Below are 21,655 nucleotides of genomic sequence, written 5' to 3'. Positions count from 1 at the left end.
TGACGAACTTCCTCAATTTTTTAATGTTTTCAATGGTTCAATGTCTGTAGTTGGGCCAAGACCGCACATGCTTCGACATACAGAAGAGTATTCAAAAGTTGTGGAGAAATTTATGGTGAGGCACTTTGTAAAACCAGGAATAACTGGCTTAGCACAAGCCAAAGGATATAGAGGAGAGACCAAAACAGTAGTATCGATGAAAAATAGAGTCAAGTTAGATAGGTTTTACATAGAAAACTGGTCTATTTTCTTAGATTTAAAAATAATTCTTCTTACTATATTGAGTTTATTTAAAGGAGATGAAAACGCCTATTAGTCATTATTGAGATACTAAAATATTCGCTATCATCATTAGTTTTTGCATATTTTCTTTATCCTATTCTCATTAAAATACTGGAATGGAAACAGATTTTAGATGCACCTGATAGTCGGAAGATTCATAAAGTTCATACCCCTTCTCTAGGCGGGATACCTATTTTCTTTGGCGTTACTTTTTCACTATTAGTTTGGATGTCATCGGAAGATGCAACCATGAACAAATATCTATTTAGTTCGCTGGCCTTGTTTTTTGTTATAGGCCTTAGAGATGATATTATTCCTATGAAACCTTTCTATAAACTAATAGGTCAATTGGTTCCTATAATTCTGATTATCTTACTTGGCCACGTAAGATTAGAGTCTTTTTATGATATAGGAAATATCAATTTCTCAGCTTCGTTTTCTTTAGTGATCACAATTTTTGTAATAATAGTGATTACTAACTCAATTAATCTTATTGATGGAATTGACGGGTTGGCCGGCTCTCTTTCTTTAACCTCACTACTAGTTTTAGGCTCATGGTTTTATCTAACGAATGATACTGACTTGGCTTTTATCTCCTTCACATTCGTTGGAGCTATTATGGCTTTCTTAGTGTATAACTGGAGCCCTTCTAAAATATTTATGGGAGATACTGGAGCATTGCTAATAGGATTTTTGCTCTCTGCTTTAGTGATCCATTTTATAAACAAAAATTTTGAACTTGACAATAACAGTGCCTTTAAGTTCTCAGCCTCAATCTCAACAGCCATGTGTTTCATTATCGTTCCGCTGACCGATACACTCAGAGTATTTATTATTAGGTTGACAAAATTTAAATCTCCATTAATTGCTGACAATAACCATATTCATCATAGTCTTCTTAGACTTGGTCTAAAACACTCTAGTATCTCGGTTTTATTGGCAGCAATAAACATTCTCTTTATAGTGCTTGCAATCATTTTGAAAGGCTTGAGTGACGTTTTTGTACTTCCTATAGTTTTATCACTTGTAGGGATTTTATTAGGACTGCTTCACTATTATGAATTAAAATCCCAAGCAGAGAAAGCTTGAGTTTAGTAAATTCTCCTTGTTATAGATAAACTCTTCAGGTCCTGTATTTTTCAAAACTTTTCCTCCAGCAGCATTAACAACTGCATGCCCTGCAGCAGTATCCCATTCCATCGTTGGTCCAAAGCGATAATAAACATCAGCCTTACCCTCAGCAACCATGCAAAATTTAAGTGAGCTACCTACTGAAATACTATCTACAACATTATATTGTTTTAAGACTGACTCCTCCTCAACAGAAGGATGGGATTTACTTCTTACTGCTACTCTTTTGGTTTCACTATTATTCACTTTTAGGATTAATTTGCTATTTCCCGAGATTTTAAAAGCTCCAACCTCTTCTATGCCATAATACAACTCATCTAGATATGGTGCAAAAACAAACCCGGCAACCGCCCTCCCATTTTCTATAAGAGCAATGTTTACAGTAAACTCTCCATTTCTATTTATGAACTCCTTTGTGCCATCCAAAGGGTCAACTAACCAATATCTATTATATTCTTTGCGAATTTGGTAGTCTAAATTTTCACCCTCTTCCGAAATTATAGGTACATCAGGATGAAGCTCAATTAGCCCCTTGACTATTACATTATGCGAGGCCTCATCTGCTAATGTTAAGGGTGAATCATCTGATTTAAAGTCAACCACACTTGACTGATTCGGGTCATTATAAATATTCATAATTGCCTCACCAGCTTTTCTAGTAAGCTCAATTATACTATTCTCTTCTAAATGGAACATATTAAAGCTTCATGGTTATTAAAAGGCACCAAACTATCAATATTTTTATTAATTAGTCCAATAACTTGTAGATTTGCAGGCTTATAATTCAAAGGAATGGCTGATAATATATTTCCGATTTTTGATAAATCTCTATCTAGTAATGAAAAGGAATCTGCTCTTAAGCAAAAGGGCTTGGTTGTATGGATGGTAGGGCTATCAGGTTCTGGAAAAAGCACATTGGCTACAGGTTTAGAAAATCGGTTGCATCAGAATGGATTTCATACTATGCTACTTGATGGTGATAACCTAAGATCTGGCATTAATTCAAACCTTGGTTTTGGCGAAGAGGATAGAATTGAAAATATTAGAAGAGCTGCGGAAATTTCTAAACTGTTTGCACTTAATGGCACTGTTACTATATGCTCACTGATAAGCCCTACTGAGAAAATCAGGAATATGGCCTCTGAAATTATTGGTGATAAATATTGTGAGGTGTTTATTAATTGCCCAATTGAAGTTTGTGAAGAAAGAGATGTTAAAGGGTTGTATGCAAAAGCAAGAAGAGGTGAAATAAAGAATTTTACAGGGATAGATTCGCCATTTGAAATACCAAAAAGTCCTTCGGTTGATGTTAAAACAAACGAAATGACTCTTGAGGATTCACTCGATTACTTATTTAGTTCGATAATTAATAAAATTAAAATATAACATGTCTTCACTTAATTTATCTCATTTAGATCAACTTGAATCTGAAGCAATATTTATTTTCAGAGAGGTTGCTGCTCAATTTGAGAAACCTGTCATTTTATTCTCAGGTGGAAAAGACTCCATTACCATGGTTCACTTAGCTAGAAAGGCTTTTTGGCCAGCAAAGGTGCCTTTTCCATTATTACATATTGATACAGGGCATAATTTTCCAGAAGCCTTAGAATTCAGAGATAATTTAGCTGAAAAATATGGAGTGACGCTCGATATTGGCCTGGTTCAAGACTCGATTGACAAAGGTACTGCCAGGGAAGAAAAAGGACTTAACCCAAGCAGAAACTCTCTCCAATCAATTACATTATTAGAAAAGCTAGAAGAGGGTGGTTATGATGCTGCCTTTGGAGGGGGAAGAAGGGATGAAGAAAAAGCCAGAGCAAAAGAAAGATTTTTCTCGCATAGAGATGATTTTGGACAATGGGATCCTAAAAATCAGCGACCGGAATTATGGAACTTATACAATGGTAAAAAAGCCGTTGGGGAATCATTTAGAATATTTCCTATAAGCAACTGGACGGAGATGGATGTTTGGCAATACATCAAGAAGGAAAAAATAGATTTGCCTAGCATCTATTTTTCACACAAACGAAGTGTAGTGAACAGAGGAGGAGTGTGGATCGCAGAATCACCGTACAATACACTGCTAGAAAAAGAGTCTTATGAAGAAAGAGTTATAAGATATCGTACTTTGGGTTGTATGACAATTACTGGAGCGATTGAATCTTCTGCATCTACTTTAGATGATATAATTGAAGAAGTAGCTGCCGCAAGACAAACCGAAAGAGGAAATAGAGCTGATGATAAACGCTCTGAAGCGGCAATGGAAGACAGAAAGAAGCAGGGGTACTTTTAGAATATAGAATTTAAAGATCATGACAGAGAAAAAAGGATATATGGACATGGACCTGCTTCGATTTACTACTGCAGGTAGTGTTGATGATGGAAAAAGTACTTTGATTGGAAGATTAATGTACGATACTAAGTCAATTTTTGAAGATCAAATTGATGCCATAGAAGAATCAAGTAAAAACCGTGGTGATGAGCATGTAAACCTAGCATTACTTACAGATGGACTAAAGGCTGAAAGGGAGCAGGGCATAACCATAGATGTTGCTTACCGTTATTTTGCCACACCTAAAAGAAAGTTCATTATAGCAGATACTCCAGGACACATTCAGTATACCAGAAATATGGTTACTGGTGCCTCAACTGCCAACTTGGCTATCATCCTAATTGATGCAAGAAAAGGAGTAATAGAACAGACTAAAAGGCATTCTTTCATTGCGTCACTCTTACAAATCAAGCATGTCATTGTTTGTATTAACAAAATGGACTTGGTTGATTATTCAGAAGAGGTATTTGAAAATATTAAAAATGAATACCTTGGCTTTGATGCTAAATTAGAGATACCAGATATCAGATTTATCCCTATTTCCGCACTACACGGAGATAATGTAGTTGATAGATCTAAAAATATGGATTGGTACCAAGGACCAAGTCTGCTGTGGACTTTGGAAAATGTACAGATTGCGTCCGATAGAAATTTTATAGATAGTCGCATGCCAGTACAGTGGGTTATCAGGCCCCAGTCAGATAAATATCATGATTTTAGAGGATTTGCTGGTACCATTAATGGTGGCGTTTTTAGAAAAGGTGAAGAAGTTGTAGTGTTACCTTCAGGATTTACATCAAAAATCAAGTCTATTGAGACTATGAATGGTCAACTGAACGAAGCATACGCTCCAATGTCTATTGCGCTTACATTAGAGGATGAAATAGATATCAGCCGTGGTGATATGATTGCTAAACCTAACAATCAGCCAAAATCATCGCAAGATATTGAAATAATGGTTTGTTGGTTAAATACAAACGCCCTAAAACTTGGGTCTAAGTATACTGTTAAACATACAACTAACGAAGCTAAATGCATTATTAAAGATGTTCGCTACAAGGTAAATGTTAATACTTTAGAAAAAATAGAAGGTGTTGATGGACTTGAGGTTAATGATATAGGAAGAATTCAAATTAAAACTGCAAAACCACTGTTTTATGATCCTTATATGAAAAATAGAAATACCGGATCTGTAATTCTAATTGACGAATTTACAAATGAGACAGTTGGAGCTGGAATGATTATATAATATGAACAGTAAAGTAGAGAGTGTTCTAAAGGAAATTGAAAATTTTAAGGCAACTTCAGAAAAGGAGCTAGAAGAGTTTCGCTTAAAATTCATAAGTAAAAAAAGTGTTGTAACAGAGCTTTTTAGCGAGATGAAAAATATTCCAAACGATCAGAAAAAAGCGTTTGGACAACAGCTCAATGAGGTTAAGCAAGCCGCTCAAAATAAATTTAAATCGATCATTGATAACCTAAATTCATCAAGTGAATCAGGCACTCAGGATCATGTAGATTTAACGTTACCTCCAGCTGGTAGAGAAATTGGAAGCCTTCATCCACTGACAATTATTAGGGCTCAGATTATCGAAATTTTTGAAAGAATTGGCTTCAATGTTTCGGATGGTCCTGAGATAGAAGATGACTGGCACAACTTTACAGCACTCAACTTTCCAGAAAATCACCCTGCTAGAGAGATGCAGGATACTTTCTTTATTGAAAGGAACCCTGATATGCTGCTTAGAACTCATACTTCCAATGTTCAGGCAAGGTTGATGAAAAGTGGTACACCACCTTTTAGGTCAATAATGCCTGGCAGAGTATTTAGAAATGAGGCGATTTCTGCAAGAGCCCATTGTGTGTTCCATCAGGTTGAAGGTTTGTATGTTGCAGAAGATGTCAGCTTTGTTGATTTAAAACAGACCATCTATCATTTTGCCAAAGAGATGTTTGGAAAAGAAACGCAAATACGTTTTAGACCTTCATACTTCCCTTTTACTGAGCCAAGTGCAGAAGTTGATATATCATGCCAGATATGCAAGGGAGATGGCTGTCAGCTATGCAAATACACCGGCTGGGTAGAAATAGCAGGTTCAGGCATGGTTGATCCTAATGTTTTAGAAAACTGTGGTATTGATTCTGAAAAGTATACTGGTTTTGCATTTGGTATGGGTCTCGAAAGAATAGCCCAATTAAAATATCAAGTCAATGATCTGCGTTTATATACTGAAAATGATGTTAGATTCTTAAGTCAGTTTAAAACCGGATTGTGATACAAAAAGTTGATGATATAAAGTTGTTAGCAGTAGTTGGTGCCGGGACTATGGGCTTAGGAATTGCCCAACTTTCCGCCATGGTAGGTATCAAAACGTTACTTTTTGATATCGATGAGTCAACACTGAACAAAGCTTATTCTACCATTGTCAAGAATCTTGATAAAGGTATTGAAAAAGGCAAATTAACTGAAGCTGTAAAAACTGAAGCCCTTAAGAAGCTCATTCTTGAAAAAGATATTAAAAATCTCAAAGCAGACTTCATTGTTGAAGCTGTTGTAGAAAAATTAGAAGTTAAACATTCAATTTTTACGCAGCTAGAGGAGATTAACTCTTCAAATACAATATTAGCTACAAATACATCTTCCATTCCTATTACACAGATAGCTGCTCCACTTAAAAGACCGCAAAATCTAGTCGGAATGCATTTTTTTAATCCAGCCCACATTATGAAGTTGGTGGAGGTAATTTCTGGTGCTTCAACTCATGCAGAAGTAGCTAAACTAACAACTGAGCTATCTATAAAACTTGGGAAAGTTCCCGTTTCAGCTGCGGATTCACCAGGGTTTATAGTGAACAGAGTTGCTCGTCACTTTTATGTGGAGAGCCTTAAGGTGGCAGAAGAAGGCGTAGCCAACTTTGAGACTATAGACAAGCTCATGAGGTCATCAGGGTTCAAAATGGGCCCCTTTGAACTTATGGATCTTATCGGTGTAGACACTAATTTTTCTGTTACTAGCTCAATGTTTAACGCATTCCACCAGGATTCAAAATTTAGGCCTAGCAGAATTCAGCAGCAGAAAGTAGATGCAGGACACAATGGTAGAAAAAATGGGAAGGGCTTCTATAATTATGAATAAATTAAGCCATCTTATCTGGATTGCTCTAATATTCATCTGTTCTTGTGATGATAATTTAGGACAAGATCAAATACCCATAGCAGACTTCCAAGATGTTGTCATTAATCTCACCCTCCCAGAATTCGTAGACTTAAACAGAGATGGCACCTCCATTTATATCAATAGAGGTGGATTAAGGGGGTTAATACTATATAGAGAAAATCCTTCAAGCTACATTGCCTTTGAACGAACTTGCTCCTACTTGCCTAATGAGGCTTGTGCCAATGTTGAGGTCCACTCATCTAAGCTCTATATGAGAGACCCCTGCTGTGGGTCAACTTTTAATTTCCCAACAGGTCAACCAACGAGTGGGCCTGCAAGGTATAACCTTAGAATTTACGAAACACGTCTTGATGGGAATGTATTGACAATAACAGATAACATTGCCAATTAAATCAGAGCATCAATAATTTTATCGATGGTCATTCCTTCTGCTTCTGCTTTGAAGTTTCTCACAAGTCTATGGCGCAATGTAGGTTTGGCTACTGCCTGAACATCTTCGATGTCTGGTGAGTACTTTCCATTGAGTAAGGCATTGCACTTAGCCCCTACGACCAAGTATTGTGAAGCTCTAGGTCCTGCACCCCACTCCAAATAGTCATTCGCTACCTGAGATGCTCGCTCAGTATTTGGTCTTGTTTTATGAACCAAATCAACCGCATACTCTACTACATTATCCGCAATAGGCACTTGTCGAACCAAATGTTGAAAATAAACAATCTCCTCACCTGTTAATACTGGCTTAACTTCTACCTGTTCGTCAGTTGTCGTATTCTTTACAATATCAAGCTCCTGCTGATACTCAGGATAGTCAAGCAATACATTAAACATAAACCTATCTAATTGCGCTTCAGGCAATGGATATGTACCCTCTTGCTCAATTGGATTCTGAGTAGCAAGAACAAAGAAAGGCTTCTCCAATGGATAATTATGCCCACCTGTAGTCACAGAATACTCCTGCATTGATTCAAGCAAGGCAGCCTGAGTTTTAGGCGGTGTCCTGTTTATCTCATCAGCTAAAATTATATTGGCAAATACTGGGCCTTTGATAAATTTAAAATTTCTGTCTTTATCCAGAGTTTCTGCACCAATAATGTCAGAAGGCATAAGGTCAGGCGTAAACTGTATTCTATTAAAATTTAAATGAAGTGCTGATGCCATGGTCTTTATCAATAGAGTTTTGGCAAGACCAGGAACACCAACTAATAAACAGTGTCCTTGACAAAACACAGAAGTTAGCAATAGACGAACAACATCATCCTGACCAACTACTACTTTAGATATTTCACCTTTCAAGGTCTTATAAGCCTCAAAAAGTCCATTGGCTGCTTCTACTTCATTACTAAAGTGCTTCATATATCTAAAGGTTTTGTAGTGTTACGCAACAGGCAATATTTGGTTTATCAATTTAAGATTTGACAGTAGTCATATTGCTTGTCGATGCTAATAAAGACATCATTACGCGCTTTATCAAACCACTCAGCTAATATTCTTGATTTCTTTTCGTTGAGTGTCGCTGATTGAATTTTTTGCCAGTCATCATTTAGATTGGCTTGATGAGGCTTTATTTTTGATTTGTAGAATAGTATTCTAACAGCTTCTTTTCCGTCATCTCTTCTGTATGTTATAGGATTACTTATATTACCTACATCCATACTATCAATGGTAAAGAAGATTACGGGATCAAGGTCTTCAACTGACACTCTCTGCCCTCCTGTCTCATCAGTAAAAAATCCACCACTGCCTGCAGTGTATTTGTCATCAGAATAGTCCTTAGCTACTTTCTGAAATGAAATACTGTCATTCAAAACCAAAGTTCTTATACTATCTAATGAGTTTTTTGTTCTCTGAATGTCCTCAGGTCCCGGATCAGGGATTAAAATGATATGTCTTGAGTTATACTCATTCCCCCTTCTTTCTAAGAGCTGAACTATGTGGATTCCAAAATCTGTTTCGAAGGGTTGGCTTATCTCGTTAGGTTTTAGCTTTAATGAATTTGCTTCAAACTCTGGCGCCATAGTTCCTCTTTGAGCAAAACCCAAGTTGCCTCCATATTTTGCACTTGGCCCTTGTGAATATTCCTTGGCCAGCACTTCAAATTTTTCACCAGCAATAATTCTATCGCGAATCTTACTCAACCTAAGTTTAAGCTCGTTTTTACGCTCAGAGCTAATCGTTGGAATTTTAACAATTTGTCCAACCTCAACTTCAGTAGAAAAGTAAGGTAAACTGTCTGACGGGATTTTGTTATAAAATTTTCTAACCTCTGAAGGGGTTACTTTAACATTCTTAATAATTTCATCCTGCATACGCTGAACTACCAATTGTTCCTTGATATCATCTTTAATATCATTTTGTATTTGCTCGATCGTCTTACCATAATATTCCTCCAGCTGCTCTTCTGAACCACCATATTGAGATAAGATCATTTGCATTCTACGATCAAGGTTATTATCAACCTCTTCTTCAGAAACAATCACTGAATCTATTTCAGCTTTCGCAACCATTAGCTTACCACTAATAAGCTGTGCCAGCATTCTACATTTTGCTCCTGTATTTGCCGCATTACCGTTCGCCAAAAAGCTTAAATAGGCCCTTTCCAAATCCGACTTAAGCACGATGTAGTTATCCACCTTGCTTATTATTTGATCAACAACCACCTTTTGATCCTGCCCAAAAGACTGTGTTAGTGAAAATAAAAATATCACTAAAGCCGTGATTATGCTCTTAGTAGATTTCAAATTCTTTGTTTTTAGTTGCTCGCTCATATACATCTTCTTCCAGCTGCTGTGCCAACTGCACCTTTCGCTTGTTAATTATTATATTCTTAATGTCCTCTTTCACAAACTCTAAAGGAGATGTGTTATCCGAAATGCGGTACTCCAAAATCTTCAAAAAATACCTGAATTGAACGTCCGCTGTTTCTATGTATCTATTAGACTGCAAAAATTGCACTTTATTTGGAATTTCAGCCAATGGCGAGTTTTTAATTACTTCATCAAACACCATCCATACCGAATCATTTAACTGATAGGTTGCCGCAAAACTCAACGCATAAGAGTTTAACTCTTCAATATTCTCTTCCCTTGTTGAATTCAAAAGAGTTTTGACCCTATCCATCTTCGGAGCACCGGTAGGAAGTTTAATGAATCTTCCTCGAATAATGTTCTGCTTCAAAATAAAGTTATCTATGTTCTCATTATAGTAGCTTTCTATCTCAGCATCATCAACCTCCATATTCAAATTTTGGTTGATATAATAAGATTGATATTCATAGCCCATCAGGCTGTATCGGTAGTCTAATATCTTTCTTTCAATTTCCGCTTCATCAAACTCGATCCTGGTTGCAGCTTCTCCAATTAATAATTGTTTCCTGATCCAATTGTTAACAAACCGCATAGTTCGCTCTGTACTATCCTCAATTGACATCCCTGAAGTGGCAATCCCCTCAAGATCTTCAGGGTATAAATAGTTTTCGCCTACCCTAGCCACAGGATTAGCCTTAACGGTTTCCTGGGTCGGATCTTCTTTCATCTTTATGAGGTCACATGAAGATGCTACCAACAGTATTATGAATAGATAGACTATGTTATTTCTGAAGTGATTCATAGACATTGTTAAGTACTTCATTGTTCATTGAAACGCTATACTTTTCTTTTAATTTCACCAACCAGTTTTTTTCTAAAACCTCCTGATAATCAGATATAACCGCTCCCTTTGTTTCTTGCAATGTTTTTATTTGAGGTGGTAAAATTTCTTTTATCCAAACCAGATGTGATTTCCCACCAAACTCTAATTTCTGAACGCCAACATTCCATTCTGCCAAGTCAAGTACTTCTTTGACTCCACTCTCAAAAATACCCGATTCTGACTGTAAAATAAGGTTTGAACCAGAATTATACTTCTTATAAAGGCTCTGTTTGGTTAAGTACAAACTATCTTCTGTTTCAATGGCATTAGATATCTCTAGCAATATTTTGTCACTCGCTGAATAAATTGATGCCTTGGCTCTTTCTCCCCACTTATAGTTGTCCTTTCTTGACTCATAAAATGCTTCAAGGCCTACTGTATCTTCAACTGCCCTATTCCAAACCTCCTCTTCCATAAGATTAAAAAGAAGTATCCCTTCACGGTATTCTTTTACAATCATTTTATAATCAAAATACTTGTCGGCAAGGTGATCTTCTTCATAAGCAATGATTTTACTCTTTTGAAAATCATTATAAAGCACATTAGTATAATGATTTAATTCATCCTTTACAGGCTTTTGATTCTCTTCTATATATGTAGCAAACTCGTTAAGAAGATGAGTCTTATCTGCGATCTTGAACAATTCCAGATCATTTTGAGCTGAAGAGATATATTTCCAATTACCCTGAAGCAGAGTGCTATCGGTTATAGAAAGTGCTATTTTTCTATTTTCAGCATTCTCTATAAATCCATTTTCCTTTTTTAGCCTTTTTATAAGCGCTATTTCATTAAGTTGTGCTCTGGAATCTCTGCTAATTCTGGACTTAATACTTGCTTCCATCTGCTCAAAAGACTCAATAGGTTCTCTATTAATCAGCTTAATAATGTGCCACCCATATTGTGTTTTCACCGGGTCAGAAATCTCTCCAGGCTCAACTAATGTAAATGAAGCTTCCTGAAACTCTAAAGGCATTTGACCAACAGAAAAAGCTCTCAGTACGCCATTTGTATTTCTGCTATTAACATCTTCAGAGTAAAGCTTTACAAGTTCAGCCCATTCTACTCCACCCTTTACCTGATCATAAATTTCAAAAATCTTATTTCTTACGGCTGTGGTATCTGACTTTGCTCTGAGCATGATATGAGCAACCTGCACTTTGCCATTGGCTGGCCTTCTGTCTTTAACCTTCACTAAGTGGTATCCAAATTGTGTTCTTGTAGGAGCAGATACTTCTCCCACTTTAGTTTGATATGCTGCAGATTCAAATGGGTAAACCATTTGAAATGATGTAAAGTATCCTAAATCTCCTCCGTTAACTTTAACAGAAGGGTCTTGAGAGTACTGTTTTGCTAAATTTTCAAAGCTTGCACCCTGATCCAATTGGTTCTTAATTTCTCTTATCTTTTTGTAAGCATCCAGCGTATCTTCTTTTGCATTTATGAGTATATGGGAAGCTCTCACTTCATACTTGAATCTGTCATAAGCTTCAGATACAAGACGTTCTGTAACTTTATTCTCAGTCAGATATGGCTTCTTAAGTTGTTCTCTATAACCATTAAATTCATCAACAAAAGCCTTTGATTTATCCATCCCTCTGGACTCAGCCTCTTGAATCTTCAGTTTAAAATTGACATATAAGTCCAGGTATTCTTTAATGTCAGTTTTGGTGAATGCACTGTCATTATTAATGTTGTTCTTGCTATAAACGTATTTAAACTCTTCGGCAGTTACACCCTCCCCATTTACTGTGAATAGTATTTGTTGATGATCTGTCTTTTGATTAACAGAATCAATAACGCTGGTTGACTTGCAGCCTGCAAGAAGTAAAAAAATAAAGAGAAGTTTTCTCAGCATATTCAACACCATTTCCTTAAAAACCCTGCAATTTTAACGATTTTATGCTTAAGAAAGTACGATTGACCCGGTTTAGATCACATCGATCCGTTTTGTGAGACGGCAAATATTTTTCGAGGAGTCATGAATGATTTCGATATCATCCATTATACGTTTTACTAAAATTAATCCAAGACCTCCTTTTCGTTGCTTTTTAATAATGTCTTCAAGTTTTGGCTCTTCATATTGACCAATATCAAATATCTCAGCCTTATCTATGATATCAAAAATGATCCCATCATTATGCTTAACTATAATTTGCAGCTCAATAGAATCCTTGGCATTGCACTGATGTGCATGAATAATAAGATTAGCACACACCTCATCTATAGCTAAAACAAGCGTACTAGCATCAATTTCAGACAAACCATGTTTGTCTAAAATCTCCTTTACAAAACTCCGGATGTCCCGAAGCTTTTCTTTCTTACATGGTACCTTGTAGCTATATTTCATCTTACAATGCCGATTTCGCCTCTTCCTTTTCGCCTCTAATAGTAAGTAATTGATCCAACCCTAAAATTTCGAAGACATTACGCACCTTTTCATTCATGCCAAATAGGACAATATGAATGTCATTCTTCTTAAAATCTTCAATGTAGGACATAAAAACACCCAGCCCTGCCGAAGAAATATATTCCAATGAAGAACAATCTACCAAGAAGGCCTTATTACCACTCTGTATAGCCTCTGCAATGGCATTGTCCAGTTCTATTGAAGAACTGGCGTCTACCTCACCGACTATAGTGATAAGATCATAATTACCTTCCTGTATCCTTTTAACGTCAACCATAACTCTTTTACGTATTGTTATTACTTATGTTATTTATTCAAATGCTACTTAAACTTTATAATTAGTGTGGTATAATCATCATCAATAACCGGAGTACCTGTAAACTTATACAGGTCATCAATTAAGGCATCTTGTATTCCTAGTGCTCCCTTATCTGTCATTTTAGAAACTACCTCTAACATTCTATCATATCCATACTCATCTCCCTTGCTATTTTTCGCCTCGGTTATTCCATCAGTATATAATACTATAATGTCATCAGGGTTATATGTGAACGAATTCAATTGAATATAGTTCTCGAACCCACTGTTTCTTAAAATGCCTAAACCAAGACCTTTGTTTTGAAAAAACTGCCATTCTTTTATTTTAGAATCATAATATAAGGTTGGACAGTGCCCTGCACGCGCGAAATCAACAACCTTCTTCTTTGTATTAATAACAAAGTAGCTAGTAGTAATAAAAGACGCTTTGTCCAGGCACTTACTCAAGGCATTGTTAGCCATTGTTAAAAATGACTTTGGATCCATGCCCACCTGAGCCAGGCTATGGAAAACCCCTTTCATTTGAGACATATGAAAGGCAGCCGAAGTTCCCTTACCAGAAACATCACTAATAATAATGGCGGTTTGATGCTCATCAATTTTTAGAGTATCATAATAATCGCCCCCTACTTCATCTGCTGCTTCAGAAAAAGCTACAAGATTAAAGTCATCATTCTGATCAAGCTCCTTAGGTAATAAGCTACTTTGAACATTCTTAGCAATTTTAAGCTCTTCCTTGTAACGTTCATTTTGAAGTGCCTCAGAAAGCAACCTGAAATTCTCAACTGATATCCCTGCCTGATTGGTGAAGGTATCTATGATTTTGGCATTCTCTTTATTAAAACCATCTGACACATCCTTGAGGAGCGCAAGTGTAGCTTCTTGCTTACCCTTGACATAAATAGGGAAGGCCATCATAGACCTGAAATGAGTCCCCTTGAGTGTTGCCAAGTGTTTACCAAGGTTCTTGGTTCTGTCGCTCCCCTTATCTAGAATGCCTTTAACATCATTAGCAACAAAATGAGCTTTGATCCTTTTTATCTCATCTTCCTGTATATTATGGGTATGAAATAAGGACTTTCCGTCCTCCGCAATTTCCTCAATCCAGGCAGCATCAGCTAATACCGTGCTTATAGAACTCTCTAAAAGAATATCATACACCCTGTCTTCACTCTGCTCAGTTTGTATGGATTGGCTAAGTCTTTGGAAATTAACAACCTCCTCCAATTTCTGCTCGAATACAGATGATGTAGGCAGGTTAAAAAGTATAACGAGCAAAGAAAATAATGAGTAAACAAAAATGAAACTCATTATGGCAATAAGAAATATACTATCTCTAAAGTCCTGAAAAGATGTAGTAACTTCCGAAATATCTACAGCAAAGCCCGTAAGTGTAAATGTAAAATAGCCAAGATAGAACATGGCCAGAGCTATAAGCAAAATACCTTTCCATTTCTGCTTGAAATTCAAGAAAGCCACCCACTTCATATTAGCAGAAAGCACCACTCCTATGAGAACAAGGATTCCTTTATAAACATCCTCGAACCAAGTGAAAGCTGGGATATCAAGAAGGTTATACAATAGACTCAAAAAGAGACCATATTCAAAAATCTTCCAGGTAGCCAGTAAAAACTTTGACTTTTGATAAAGTATCAACCGCTTCCAAACAATAAATGTTGACACAAGAAAGCCTGCCACCAAGCCCAAATTAATCAGATATATAAAATCTAGGAAGATGACATTCTCAGCCAGCTTAGTATTGCCTAAAAGATTTAGTAATAACCTAAAAAGAAGTGAAACTATAGTGGCAACTAGACCGGAAACAAACACCTTCCAGAGCAGGTCGACAAAGTTGATACTTTCTGCCTTTTCAATTCTGTATTTATAATACAGAAATATTGAGATAATAAATACACTCAATAATATTGGAGGAATGTGCGAACCAACACTCGGGGCAACATTACTCGTGCTACTAAATACGATTGATAGATCAGTAAATACCAAACTCACCCACGACAAAATCGCGAGGAGTGTACTTAATCTTATTATGGCTTTTCTACTGATCATTTTTAAATCGCCTTGAAGATAATAAATTCTGTCTTTACAGAACGAAAAAAGCGAGACCAAGGGCCTCGCTTATAAACTTTTTATGATTTATTAACTACCTACTGTAGTTAGGTGCCTCTCTTGTTATAAATATATCGTGTGGGTGACTTTCATTCACTCCTGCAGCAGTTATTTTAACAAAGGTTGCATTACCAAGAGATTCAATGTCATTTGCTCCACAATAGCCCATTCCTGCCTTCAAGCCTCCTACAAGCTGGTATAAGACTTCGGAAACCAGACCTTTGTAAGGCACTCGTCCTACGATTCCTTCTGGCACCAATTTTTTAATATCATCTTCAGCATCCTGGAAGTATCTGTCTTTAGATCCATCTTCCATAGCTTCCAGTGACCCCATACCTCTGTATGATTTAAACTTACGCCCTTCATATATTATCACTTTACCAGGAGCTTCTTCTGTTCCAGCTAACAAAGAGCCAATCATTACACTATTAGCTCCGCCAGCTAGCGCCTTAACAATATCTCCAGAGAATCTGATACCGCCATCAGCTATGACAGGAACACCTGATCCTTTGATAGCTTTTGCTGACTCATAGACTGCTGAAAGCTGAGGTACCCCAACACCAGCAATAATTCTGGTCGTACAAATACTTCCCGGTCCAACTCCTACTTTTACACCATCTGCACCTGCATCAACTAATGCCTTGGCTCCAGCGCCTGTAGCAATGTTTCCTACGATTATTTCGAGGTCGCCATAAGTCTTCTTCACCTCCTTAAGCATGTCTATAACGCCCTTAGAATGACCGTGTGCTGTATCAATACTAATAACATCTACTCCGGCATTTTTAAGAAGCGTGATTCTATCAAGAATATCAGGGGTAACACCTACTGCAGCGCCTACACGCAGTCTTCCATATTCATCCTTGCAAGCAAAAGGTTTGTCGCGCTTTTTCAGAATATCCTTATAGGTGATTAAACCTGTTAATACACCTGATTTATTGATGATAGGAAGTTTTTCAATCTTATGCTGTTGCAGAATTCCCTCTGCCTTTTCGAGGTTAATATCCTCCTCAGCCGTGATCAGGTTATCTTTAGTCATGATATCCTTGATAGGCGTACTCATATCTTTATGAAATCTAAGATCTCTATTGGTGATTATACCAATCAGCTTTCCGCCTTCATCAATAACAGGAATACCTCCAATTTTGTATTCCCTCATTATCTTTTCGGCATCCAATACTTTTGAATCAATATTCAAAGTAATAGGATCGAGGATCATTCCACTTTGTGATCTTTTTACCTTTCTTACCTGGCTAGCCTGCTCTTCTTTAGGCATATTCTTATGAATGAACCCAAGGCCACCCTCAAGTGCCATAGCAATGGCTAGGTCATATTCTGACACCGTATCCATAGCTGCGGATACAAGCGGTATATTCAATCTAATGTTTCTTGTTAATTGTGTTGAAGTGTCGGTATCTCTTGGTAAAACTTCTGAGTAACCAGGTTGAAGAAGCACATCATCATAAGTAAGCGCTTCGAAAAGGAATTTGGATGTATCTAGGGACATAGCAAATAAGCGTTAATGTTATTTGCCGTGCAAACGGCAGTAAACCAACCTATTAAATTAATAATTTAGCAAAAAGAATTTACCTCAAGGATCAATGGGTTAATTTGTTATATTTAAAATAGTATTTACAATTATTGATAAATAAGAAAGTGATGAATCCAAGGTTAATAATATCAGCTGTCTTACTCCTATTAGTTGTTTCTGTTAAAGCACAAATTCAAGAGGGCAAAGCCTCCTATTATGCAGATAAGTTTGAGGGAAAACCAACGGCCAGTGGAGAGAAATATAAACACTCTAAACTTACAGCTGCTCATAAAACCTTACCCTTTGGTACCGTAGTCAGAGTAACCAGCATAAGCAATGGCAAAAGCGTAGAAGTTACCATCAATGACCGTGGCCCCTTCGTAGAAGGCCGAGTTATTGATTTGTCCCGATCTGCCGCTGAAAAAATTGGTTTAATCCATGTTGGAATTGCAGATGTAAAAATTGAAGTCATTGATGCAGGTGACGGCAAAGGTAGTGGCCCAACAAAGCCAATTGGCCATGTTGTAGTAGACGAGAAAGAGTTTTATGAATTTGATGTAGATAGAATTAATCCAAATGGCTTTGGCATACAGATAGGCACCTTTCGTGAGCTTGCCAACCTTGTGCGGTTAGCCGACAATCTTAAATCCTCTTATCAGAAAGAAGTGACCGTTCAGGTCAAACTAATTAACGGAGTTAAAGTGTACACCATTATTGTAGGTGACTTTAAGAATAGAGAAAAAGCCACTGACTTTAAGGTCAAGTTGCAGCAAAGATATCCCGATGCGTTTATTGTAGAGTTTGATAAGATATGAAATTCAAGCTGTTAATATTAGCAGCATTCATTTTCCTATACTCATCAGTAAATGGACAAGATACCCTTGTGTATTTTGATGATTTACTATTTAATTCAGATTTTGAGAAGCAAGCACTGACAAAATTTATTAAGCAAAGTGGCTTTAATTATATGGAAGTTTTTATGGCCATTGATCCTTCCATCAGTACTGAAAAATATAATCGAGCACAATTAGATTATCGCACCAAGTTCAACTCCATTTATACTGAAAAGGTAAAGTCCAAAAAGGCGGATAAAAAGCTAAAGATCATTTATGATGAAATGCATGACGCTTTTCTAACCCAATATAAAGAGCGCATTCTCTTCAACTCCATTTTTGACAATGGTCAATATAATTGTGTATCAGCATCGGCTCTATATAGTATGGCTCTTGAAGAAGCTGAAATACCCTATATAATAAAAGAAAGACCCACCCATGTTTATGTATTAGCTTATCCAAATAACGAACAAATAGTTGTTGAAGCTACTGACCCTGCAGGAGGTTATGTGAAGTTTAACTCTAGTTATAAGCAAGCTTATATAGACCGCATGGCAAAAGCTAAGATGATTAGCGATACAGAAGTCAAATCCAAATCTACTGATCTCCTATTTGATGAATACTATTTTACTGATACTGACATTGACCTAAAGCAGTTGATAGGCATACAATACATCAATGATGCAATATACCGGGTAGACAATAAGGATTTAGAAGGGGCCTACCACCAATTAGAAAAAGCCTGGATGTTTTATCCGGGACCAAAGGTGAATACACTTATGCTGGCCTTGCTGGCCGAACTCATTAATGAGCAAAAATATGAGGAACTCAAATATGTTGGTTATTTGCAGAAATTATCACGTTATAAGGAATACGATATTGATAATGAAGTTATAACAAGTGAGTTTGGAAGAATTATAAATACTCACCTAATTGAAAATGGAGACGCTAATTCCTTAGAGACCTTTTACAATGAATTTGTAAAAGGCATCAACAATGCTGAATTAGAATCTGAAATATCATACCACTATAATTATGAGCAAGGCCGTGCATTATATAATCAAGCTAAGTTTAAAGAAGCACTCGGCTATTTTGAGCAAGCCTACCTAATTAAAACCAATAACCTTGACATCAACAATATTCTGGTTACTACCCTTATCAGAACAATGCAAAACAACTCTAACACTGAGGCTTTAGAGGTGCTTGAGTTGTATAAGTCTAAACATGCGTTATTAATAGAAAATAACTTGTTCAAAAGTGCATTGGTTAATACCTACCTTATTGAAATGGGGAATTCTTATGATTTGAGTGATGAGAAAAAGGGACTTAAATATAAAGGGCTATTTGAAACGTATTATGATCCAGAGTTGACAATAGATAGAAATAATATTGGACGAGCCTACTCTCTTGCGGGTGTTTATTATTTCAGAAAGAATAATAAACCAAAGGCACTGAAAACAATAAATGAAGGCTTAAACATGGCTCCTCATAGTCACGAGCTTCAGATTAGAAAAAGAATGATTCAGTAATTAAAAACCCCTGTTTTCTATCGCCAAATTGTGTTTTGTGTGGGTAATATAAGGATTGCCAAGCGTAGTTGTAATCTCGGCTACAAAATGTAGCTCTTCCATTATAAATGTATTTTCCGGTAAGTTAAACTTCACTTCCAATACACCTGGCTCAGTTAAACTAGTTGAAGGCTCACTTCCCTCGAGACAACCATTTACCCCTAGTTTAGTATTAACAAAGAATTTAATTCTTGAGGTGCCATCAGACGATTTTATCCTCAAAATATAAGTCCCATTTTTAAGTACATTGTCTATTGGCTGAACTGTTAACTTAGGATATTGCTTCTTAAGGCTACCATCTAACAGGAACTCCTTTAAGCCCCTACAAGGCCTGTCATAGTTATAAGGCACCTCTGCCATCAATTTGCCATTCTGGCGATACTTCTTTCTTAAACCATGAATAAGATCATTCTCATATGGCGTGATTTGATATACCTTGCCATTTTCGTAATAAGTAATAGCTTCTCCATTTTTCTTACCATTGGCATACTCTATCTGCTGGTGTAGCTTGCCATCTTTATAATAGTTTTTTGCAGTGCCATTTCGCTTGCCATCTTTATATTCAATCTCCGTCTTCAGGACTTTATTGGCATAGTACTGCTTTACCACACCATCTTTAATTTTCTTCTTAGCTTCCTCCTTGGGCAAGTCATCACAGGCCAATAAAAAGAAGCCAACAAGAACAAATAATCGAGATAAGTTCATTTAAAAATGGAATAAGGTAAACAGTGCTTTATGCTCATAAAAATAGCAAAATAACAATATCTTTGGGCCACATGGATGAATTCTTAAAAGAGAGCTGGCAATACTTATTGAATATTAACTTTCTCGAGGCTATGGGCCTCATTTTTGGATTGCTGGCTGTTTTCTATTTAATAAAAGAAGACATTCTCACCTGGCCAGCTGGCATTATATATGTCTTATTATCTTTTGTTATTTTTTGGCAACAGCAACTTTATGGAGACTTTCTGCTGCACGTATTCTTTCTGCTACTCAACATCTACGGCTGGTACCATTGGAAATACGGACAAGAAAAATATGAATCTAAGGTTCCCATTACCTGGATGAGCTTAAAGAAGAATGTATTTTATATGATCATATCCTCAGTAGGTATTATCTTGTTTGGATACTTCCTGTCCTCTGTACATATCATATTTCCAAACTTAAAGCCCGCCTCTGTTCCTTATTGGGATGCAGCAACAACTTCCCTAAGTGTTATAGGAATGTGGCTGACGGCACGAAAACATATTGAAAACTGGATATACTGGTTTGTTGTAGACGTATTAGCCACAGGCATATACTTCTATAAGGGTATTCATTTTTATGCTCTGCTATATTTTATTTACATTGGGTTGGCAATAGCTGGTTTTATTGAATGGAAGAAAATAATCCGTCAACAACAGGTATAAAGAAGGTGGTTCTGGTAGGACCAGAGTGTACAGGTAAAAGTACGCTTGCTTCTCTATTGGCCAAATATTACAATACGGTTTGGGTTCCGGAATATGCCAGGCATTATATAGACAGGCTCGACAGGCCTTACGAAGAAAAAGACCTGCCATTAATTGCTAAAGGCCAGATAGAACAAGAGGACTCGCTAGCACAACAAGCCAATAAGCTGCTCATTTGTGACACAGACCTAACTGTTATTAAAGTTTGGGGCGAGTATAAGTATGGTGCCTGTTATGATGAAATACTAGAAGAATATCATAAAAGAACTTATGACCTTCATTTGTTGATGGGTATTGACATACCCTGGCACGATGACCCACAACGCGAGAACCCTGAACTGCGTCAATTTTTTTACGACCTTTTTAAAACTGAGCTAATACAACTTAATGCCAACTTCGTTGAAATTTCTGGAGATCATTATGAGCGACAAAAATTGGCTGTAGCTGCAATTGATCAACTAATAATTTAATAATTATTGATTCACAAAAAGATCATTTCTAACACCTGTAGCTTATTCAAAAATTTTCCAATTTCAGGTGCTTAAGTAAAGCTTTATATTGAGCTTTCATATTCTAAGTATATATACCTACAAAAAATACCTTAAAGTAGGTATTTCAATTTTATACTTTTATTCATAAAATCACCCTTTTGTATCAAAACATTACATCGATTATTTTTATTTAAATTGATTTTGAACTAATGTTTAAACAATGTAACTTGAAAATAGTCAAAAATATATTGCTTTAGTTTTTTTTTTGAATTACTTGAACCATATATTTGCGCCTTGCTATATTTGATATAAATAAATATTTATC

The 21,655-nt window shown here is 36.5% G+C and carries 22 protein-coding genes; 12 read left to right on the top strand and 10 right to left on the bottom strand.

The window, feature by feature from the left end; genetic code table 11:
- The coding region (locus tag E1140_RS09960; RefSeq protein WP_185153515.1) for a sugar transferase at window positions 1-316 on the top strand (316 nt) is incomplete at its 5' end.
- Window positions 317-510: 194 nt separating this feature from the next.
- Window positions 511-1,371: an MraY family glycosyltransferase gene (locus tag E1140_RS09955; RefSeq protein WP_155182599.1), complete on the top strand. Its 861-nt coding sequence runs from the start codon at window positions 511-513 to the stop codon at window positions 1,369-1,371.
- Here E1140_RS09955 and cysQ read toward each other — a convergent pair.
- Complete coding sequence (gene cysQ / locus E1140_RS09950; RefSeq protein ID WP_155182596.1) at window positions 1,345-2,109, bottom strand: 3'(2'),5'-bisphosphate nucleotidase CysQ; 765 nt, start codon at window positions 2,107-2,109, stop codon at window positions 1,345-1,347. The genes E1140_RS09955 and cysQ overlap by 27 nt on opposite strands.
- 96 nt (window positions 2,110-2,205) lie before the next feature.
- Here cysQ and cysC point away from each other — a divergent pair, with 96 nt between their 5' ends.
- The 6 genes from cysC to E1140_RS09920 are packed head-to-tail and all read left to right on the top strand — an operon-like array spanning window position 2,206 to window position 7,314.
- Window positions 2,206-2,799 carry an adenylyl-sulfate kinase gene (gene cysC, locus E1140_RS09945; protein WP_155182593.1) on the top strand — a complete coding sequence of 198 codons (594 nt, stop codon included), beginning with the start codon at window positions 2,206-2,208 and terminating at the stop codon, window positions 2,797-2,799.
- A 1-nt stretch (window position 2,800) separates the two neighbouring features.
- Entirely contained in the window at window positions 2,801-3,706 is a 906-nt protein-coding gene (gene cysD / locus E1140_RS09940) for a sulfate adenylyltransferase subunit CysD (protein ID WP_155182590.1), read from the top strand.
- A gap of 19 nt (window positions 3,707-3,725) precedes the next feature.
- The gene (gene cysN, locus E1140_RS09935; protein WP_155182587.1) at window positions 3,726-4,994 is read left to right on the top strand and encodes a sulfate adenylyltransferase subunit CysN; all 1,269 of its coding nucleotides are present in this window, start codon (window positions 3,726-3,728) and stop codon (window positions 4,992-4,994) included.
- A 1-nt stretch (window position 4,995) separates the two neighbouring features.
- Window positions 4,996-6,021, top strand: coding sequence for a phenylalanine--tRNA ligase subunit alpha (pheS, locus tag E1140_RS09930; protein WP_155182584.1), 1,026 nt, complete (start codon window positions 4,996-4,998; stop codon window positions 6,019-6,021).
- Window positions 6,018-6,881 carry a 3-hydroxyacyl-CoA dehydrogenase NAD-binding domain-containing protein gene (locus E1140_RS09925; protein WP_343034209.1) on the top strand — a complete coding sequence of 288 codons (864 nt, stop codon included), beginning with the start codon at window positions 6,018-6,020 and terminating at the stop codon, window positions 6,879-6,881. Before pheS ends, E1140_RS09925 begins: the two co-directional genes overlap by 4 nt.
- The gene (locus tag E1140_RS09920) at window positions 6,874-7,314 is read left to right on the top strand and encodes a Rieske (2Fe-2S) protein (RefSeq protein ID WP_155182582.1); all 441 of its coding nucleotides are present in this window, start codon (window positions 6,874-6,876) and stop codon (window positions 7,312-7,314) included. The genes E1140_RS09925 and E1140_RS09920 overlap by 8 nt, the downstream gene beginning before the upstream one ends.
- On the opposite strand, the gene E1140_RS09915 is transcribed toward E1140_RS09920, so the two are convergent.
- The 8 genes from E1140_RS09915 to guaB all read right to left on the bottom strand — a co-directional run bounded on the left by E1140_RS09915 (window position 7,311) and on the right by guaB (window position 16,966).
- Entirely contained in the window at window positions 7,311-8,276 is a 966-nt protein-coding gene (locus tag E1140_RS09915; protein ID WP_155182579.1) for an AAA family ATPase, read from the bottom strand. The two genes, E1140_RS09920 and E1140_RS09915, sit on opposite strands and share 4 nt — an antisense overlap.
- Window positions 8,277-8,323: 47 nt before the next feature.
- On the bottom strand, window positions 8,324-9,661 hold the full coding sequence (locus tag E1140_RS09910) for a peptidylprolyl isomerase (protein WP_246202782.1): 1,338 nt from the start codon (window positions 9,659-9,661) through the stop codon (window positions 8,324-8,326).
- Window positions 9,648-10,529: a peptidyl-prolyl cis-trans isomerase gene (locus E1140_RS09905; protein ID WP_155182573.1), complete on the bottom strand. Its 882-nt coding sequence runs from the start codon at window positions 10,527-10,529 to the stop codon at window positions 9,648-9,650. Before E1140_RS09905 ends, E1140_RS09910 begins: the two co-directional genes overlap by 14 nt.
- On the bottom strand, window positions 10,510-12,465 hold the full coding sequence (locus tag E1140_RS09900) for a foldase protein PrsA (RefSeq protein WP_185153514.1): 1,956 nt from the start codon (window positions 12,463-12,465) through the stop codon (window positions 10,510-10,512). The genes E1140_RS09905 and E1140_RS09900 overlap by 20 nt, the downstream gene beginning before the upstream one ends.
- A 72-nt stretch (window positions 12,466-12,537) precedes the next feature.
- A complete protein-coding gene (locus tag E1140_RS09895; RefSeq protein ID WP_155182568.1) occupies window positions 12,538-12,957 on the bottom strand; it encodes an ATP-binding protein in 420 nt (139 codons plus the stop codon).
- 1 nt (window position 12,958) lies between these two features.
- Window positions 12,959-13,294: an STAS domain-containing protein gene (locus E1140_RS09890; RefSeq protein ID WP_155182566.1), complete on the bottom strand. Its 336-nt coding sequence runs from the start codon at window positions 13,292-13,294 to the stop codon at window positions 12,959-12,961.
- A gap of 44 nt (window positions 13,295-13,338) precedes the next feature.
- Window positions 13,339-15,402 carry a GAF domain-containing SpoIIE family protein phosphatase gene (locus E1140_RS09885; RefSeq protein ID WP_155182563.1) on the bottom strand — a complete coding sequence of 688 codons (2,064 nt, stop codon included), beginning with the start codon at window positions 15,400-15,402 and terminating at the stop codon, window positions 13,339-13,341.
- Window positions 15,403-15,496: 94 nt separating this feature from the next.
- Window positions 15,497-16,966 (bottom strand): IMP dehydrogenase, encoded by a 1,470-nt coding sequence (guaB, locus tag E1140_RS09880; RefSeq protein WP_155182560.1) that lies wholly within the window; start codon window positions 16,964-16,966, stop codon window positions 15,497-15,499.
- A gap of 152 nt (window positions 16,967-17,118) precedes the next feature.
- On the opposite strand from guaB, the gene E1140_RS09875 reads away from it, so the two are divergent.
- A complete protein-coding gene (locus E1140_RS09875; protein ID WP_155182557.1) occupies window positions 17,119-17,805 on the top strand; it encodes a septal ring lytic transglycosylase RlpA family protein in 687 nt (228 codons plus the stop codon).
- Window positions 17,802-19,352, top strand: coding sequence for a hypothetical protein (locus E1140_RS09870; RefSeq protein WP_155182554.1), 1,551 nt, complete (start codon window positions 17,802-17,804; stop codon window positions 19,350-19,352). The genes E1140_RS09875 and E1140_RS09870 overlap by 4 nt, the downstream gene beginning before the upstream one ends.
- On the opposite strand, the gene E1140_RS09865 is transcribed toward E1140_RS09870, so the two are convergent.
- Window positions 19,353-20,096: a toxin-antitoxin system YwqK family antitoxin gene (locus E1140_RS09865; protein WP_155182552.1), complete on the bottom strand. Its 744-nt coding sequence runs from the start codon at window positions 20,094-20,096 to the stop codon at window positions 19,353-19,355. It lies immediately after the preceding gene.
- Between the two features lie 71 nt (window positions 20,097-20,167).
- Between E1140_RS09865 and pnuC the strand changes: the two genes are divergently transcribed.
- Both pnuC and E1140_RS09855 read left to right on the top strand, forming a co-directional pair.
- Window positions 20,168-20,800 (top strand): nicotinamide riboside transporter PnuC, encoded by a 633-nt coding sequence (gene pnuC, locus E1140_RS09860; protein WP_155182549.1) that lies wholly within the window; start codon window positions 20,168-20,170, stop codon window positions 20,798-20,800.
- A complete protein-coding gene (locus tag E1140_RS09855; RefSeq protein ID WP_155182545.1) occupies window positions 20,767-21,309 on the top strand; it encodes an AAA family ATPase in 543 nt (180 codons plus the stop codon). The genes pnuC and E1140_RS09855 overlap by 34 nt, the downstream gene beginning before the upstream one ends.
- Window positions 21,310-21,655 lie beyond the last annotated feature (346 nt).

The organism is Fulvivirga lutimaris (genome assembly GCF_009711525.1).
Classification (GTDB): Bacteria; Bacteroidota; Bacteroidia; order Cytophagales; family Cyclobacteriaceae; genus Fulvivirga; species Fulvivirga lutimaris.
The sequence above is the reverse complement of the archived record's forward strand: the minus strand, read 5'-3'. Positions and strand labels throughout refer to the sequence as shown.

What these genes read in the sequence shown, in the direction of transcription:
- cysD (WP_155182590.1), top strand. Translation starts at nt 2,801, where the DNA reads ATGTCTTCACTTAATTTATCTCATTTAGATCAACTTGAATCTGAAGCA.
- E1140_RS09915 (WP_155182579.1), bottom strand. Translation starts at nt 8,276, where the DNA reads ATGAAGCACTTTAGTAATGAAGTAGAAGCAGCCAATGGACTTTTTGAG.
- guaB (WP_155182560.1), bottom strand. Translation starts at nt 16,966, where the DNA reads ATGTCCCTAGATACATCCAAATTCCTTTTCGAAGCGCTTACTTATGAT.
- E1140_RS09870 (WP_155182554.1), top strand. Translation starts at nt 17,802, where the DNA reads ATGAAATTCAAGCTGTTAATATTAGCAGCATTCATTTTCCTATACTCA.
- cysN (WP_155182587.1), top strand. Translation starts at nt 3,726, where the DNA reads ATGACAGAGAAAAAAGGATATATGGACATGGACCTGCTTCGATTTACT.
- cysQ (WP_155182596.1), bottom strand. Translation starts at nt 2,109, where the DNA reads ATGTTCCATTTAGAAGAGAATAGTATAATTGAGCTTACTAGAAAAGCT.
- E1140_RS09865 (WP_155182552.1), bottom strand. Translation starts at nt 20,096, where the DNA reads ATGAACTTATCTCGATTATTTGTTCTTGTTGGCTTCTTTTTATTGGCC.
- E1140_RS09885 (WP_155182563.1), bottom strand. Translation starts at nt 15,402, where the DNA reads ATGATCAGTAGAAAAGCCATAATAAGATTAAGTACACTCCTCGCGATT.
- pheS (WP_155182584.1), top strand. Translation starts at nt 4,996, where the DNA reads ATGAACAGTAAAGTAGAGAGTGTTCTAAAGGAAATTGAAAATTTTAAG.
- E1140_RS09920 (WP_155182582.1), top strand. Translation starts at nt 6,874, where the DNA reads ATGAATAAATTAAGCCATCTTATCTGGATTGCTCTAATATTCATCTGT.
- E1140_RS09875 (WP_155182557.1), top strand. Translation starts at nt 17,119, where the DNA reads ATGAATCCAAGGTTAATAATATCAGCTGTCTTACTCCTATTAGTTGTT.
- E1140_RS09905 (WP_155182573.1), bottom strand. Translation starts at nt 10,529, where the DNA reads ATGAATCACTTCAGAAATAACATAGTCTATCTATTCATAATACTGTTG.
- E1140_RS09895 (WP_155182568.1), bottom strand. Translation starts at nt 12,957, where the DNA reads ATGAAATATAGCTACAAGGTACCATGTAAGAAAGAAAAGCTTCGGGAC.
- pnuC (WP_155182549.1), top strand. Translation starts at nt 20,168, where the DNA reads ATGGATGAATTCTTAAAAGAGAGCTGGCAATACTTATTGAATATTAAC.
- E1140_RS09890 (WP_155182566.1), bottom strand. Translation starts at nt 13,294, where the DNA reads ATGGTTGACGTTAAAAGGATACAGGAAGGTAATTATGATCTTATCACT.
- E1140_RS09900 (WP_185153514.1), bottom strand. Translation starts at nt 12,465, where the DNA reads ATGCTGAGAAAACTTCTCTTTATTTTTTTACTTCTTGCAGGCTGCAAG.
- E1140_RS09955 (WP_155182599.1), top strand. Translation starts at nt 511, where the DNA reads ATGTCATCGGAAGATGCAACCATGAACAAATATCTATTTAGTTCGCTG.
- E1140_RS09855 (WP_155182545.1), top strand. Translation starts at nt 20,767, where the DNA reads ATGGAAGAAAATAATCCGTCAACAACAGGTATAAAGAAGGTGGTTCTG.
- cysC (WP_155182593.1), top strand. Translation starts at nt 2,206, where the DNA reads ATGGCTGATAATATATTTCCGATTTTTGATAAATCTCTATCTAGTAAT.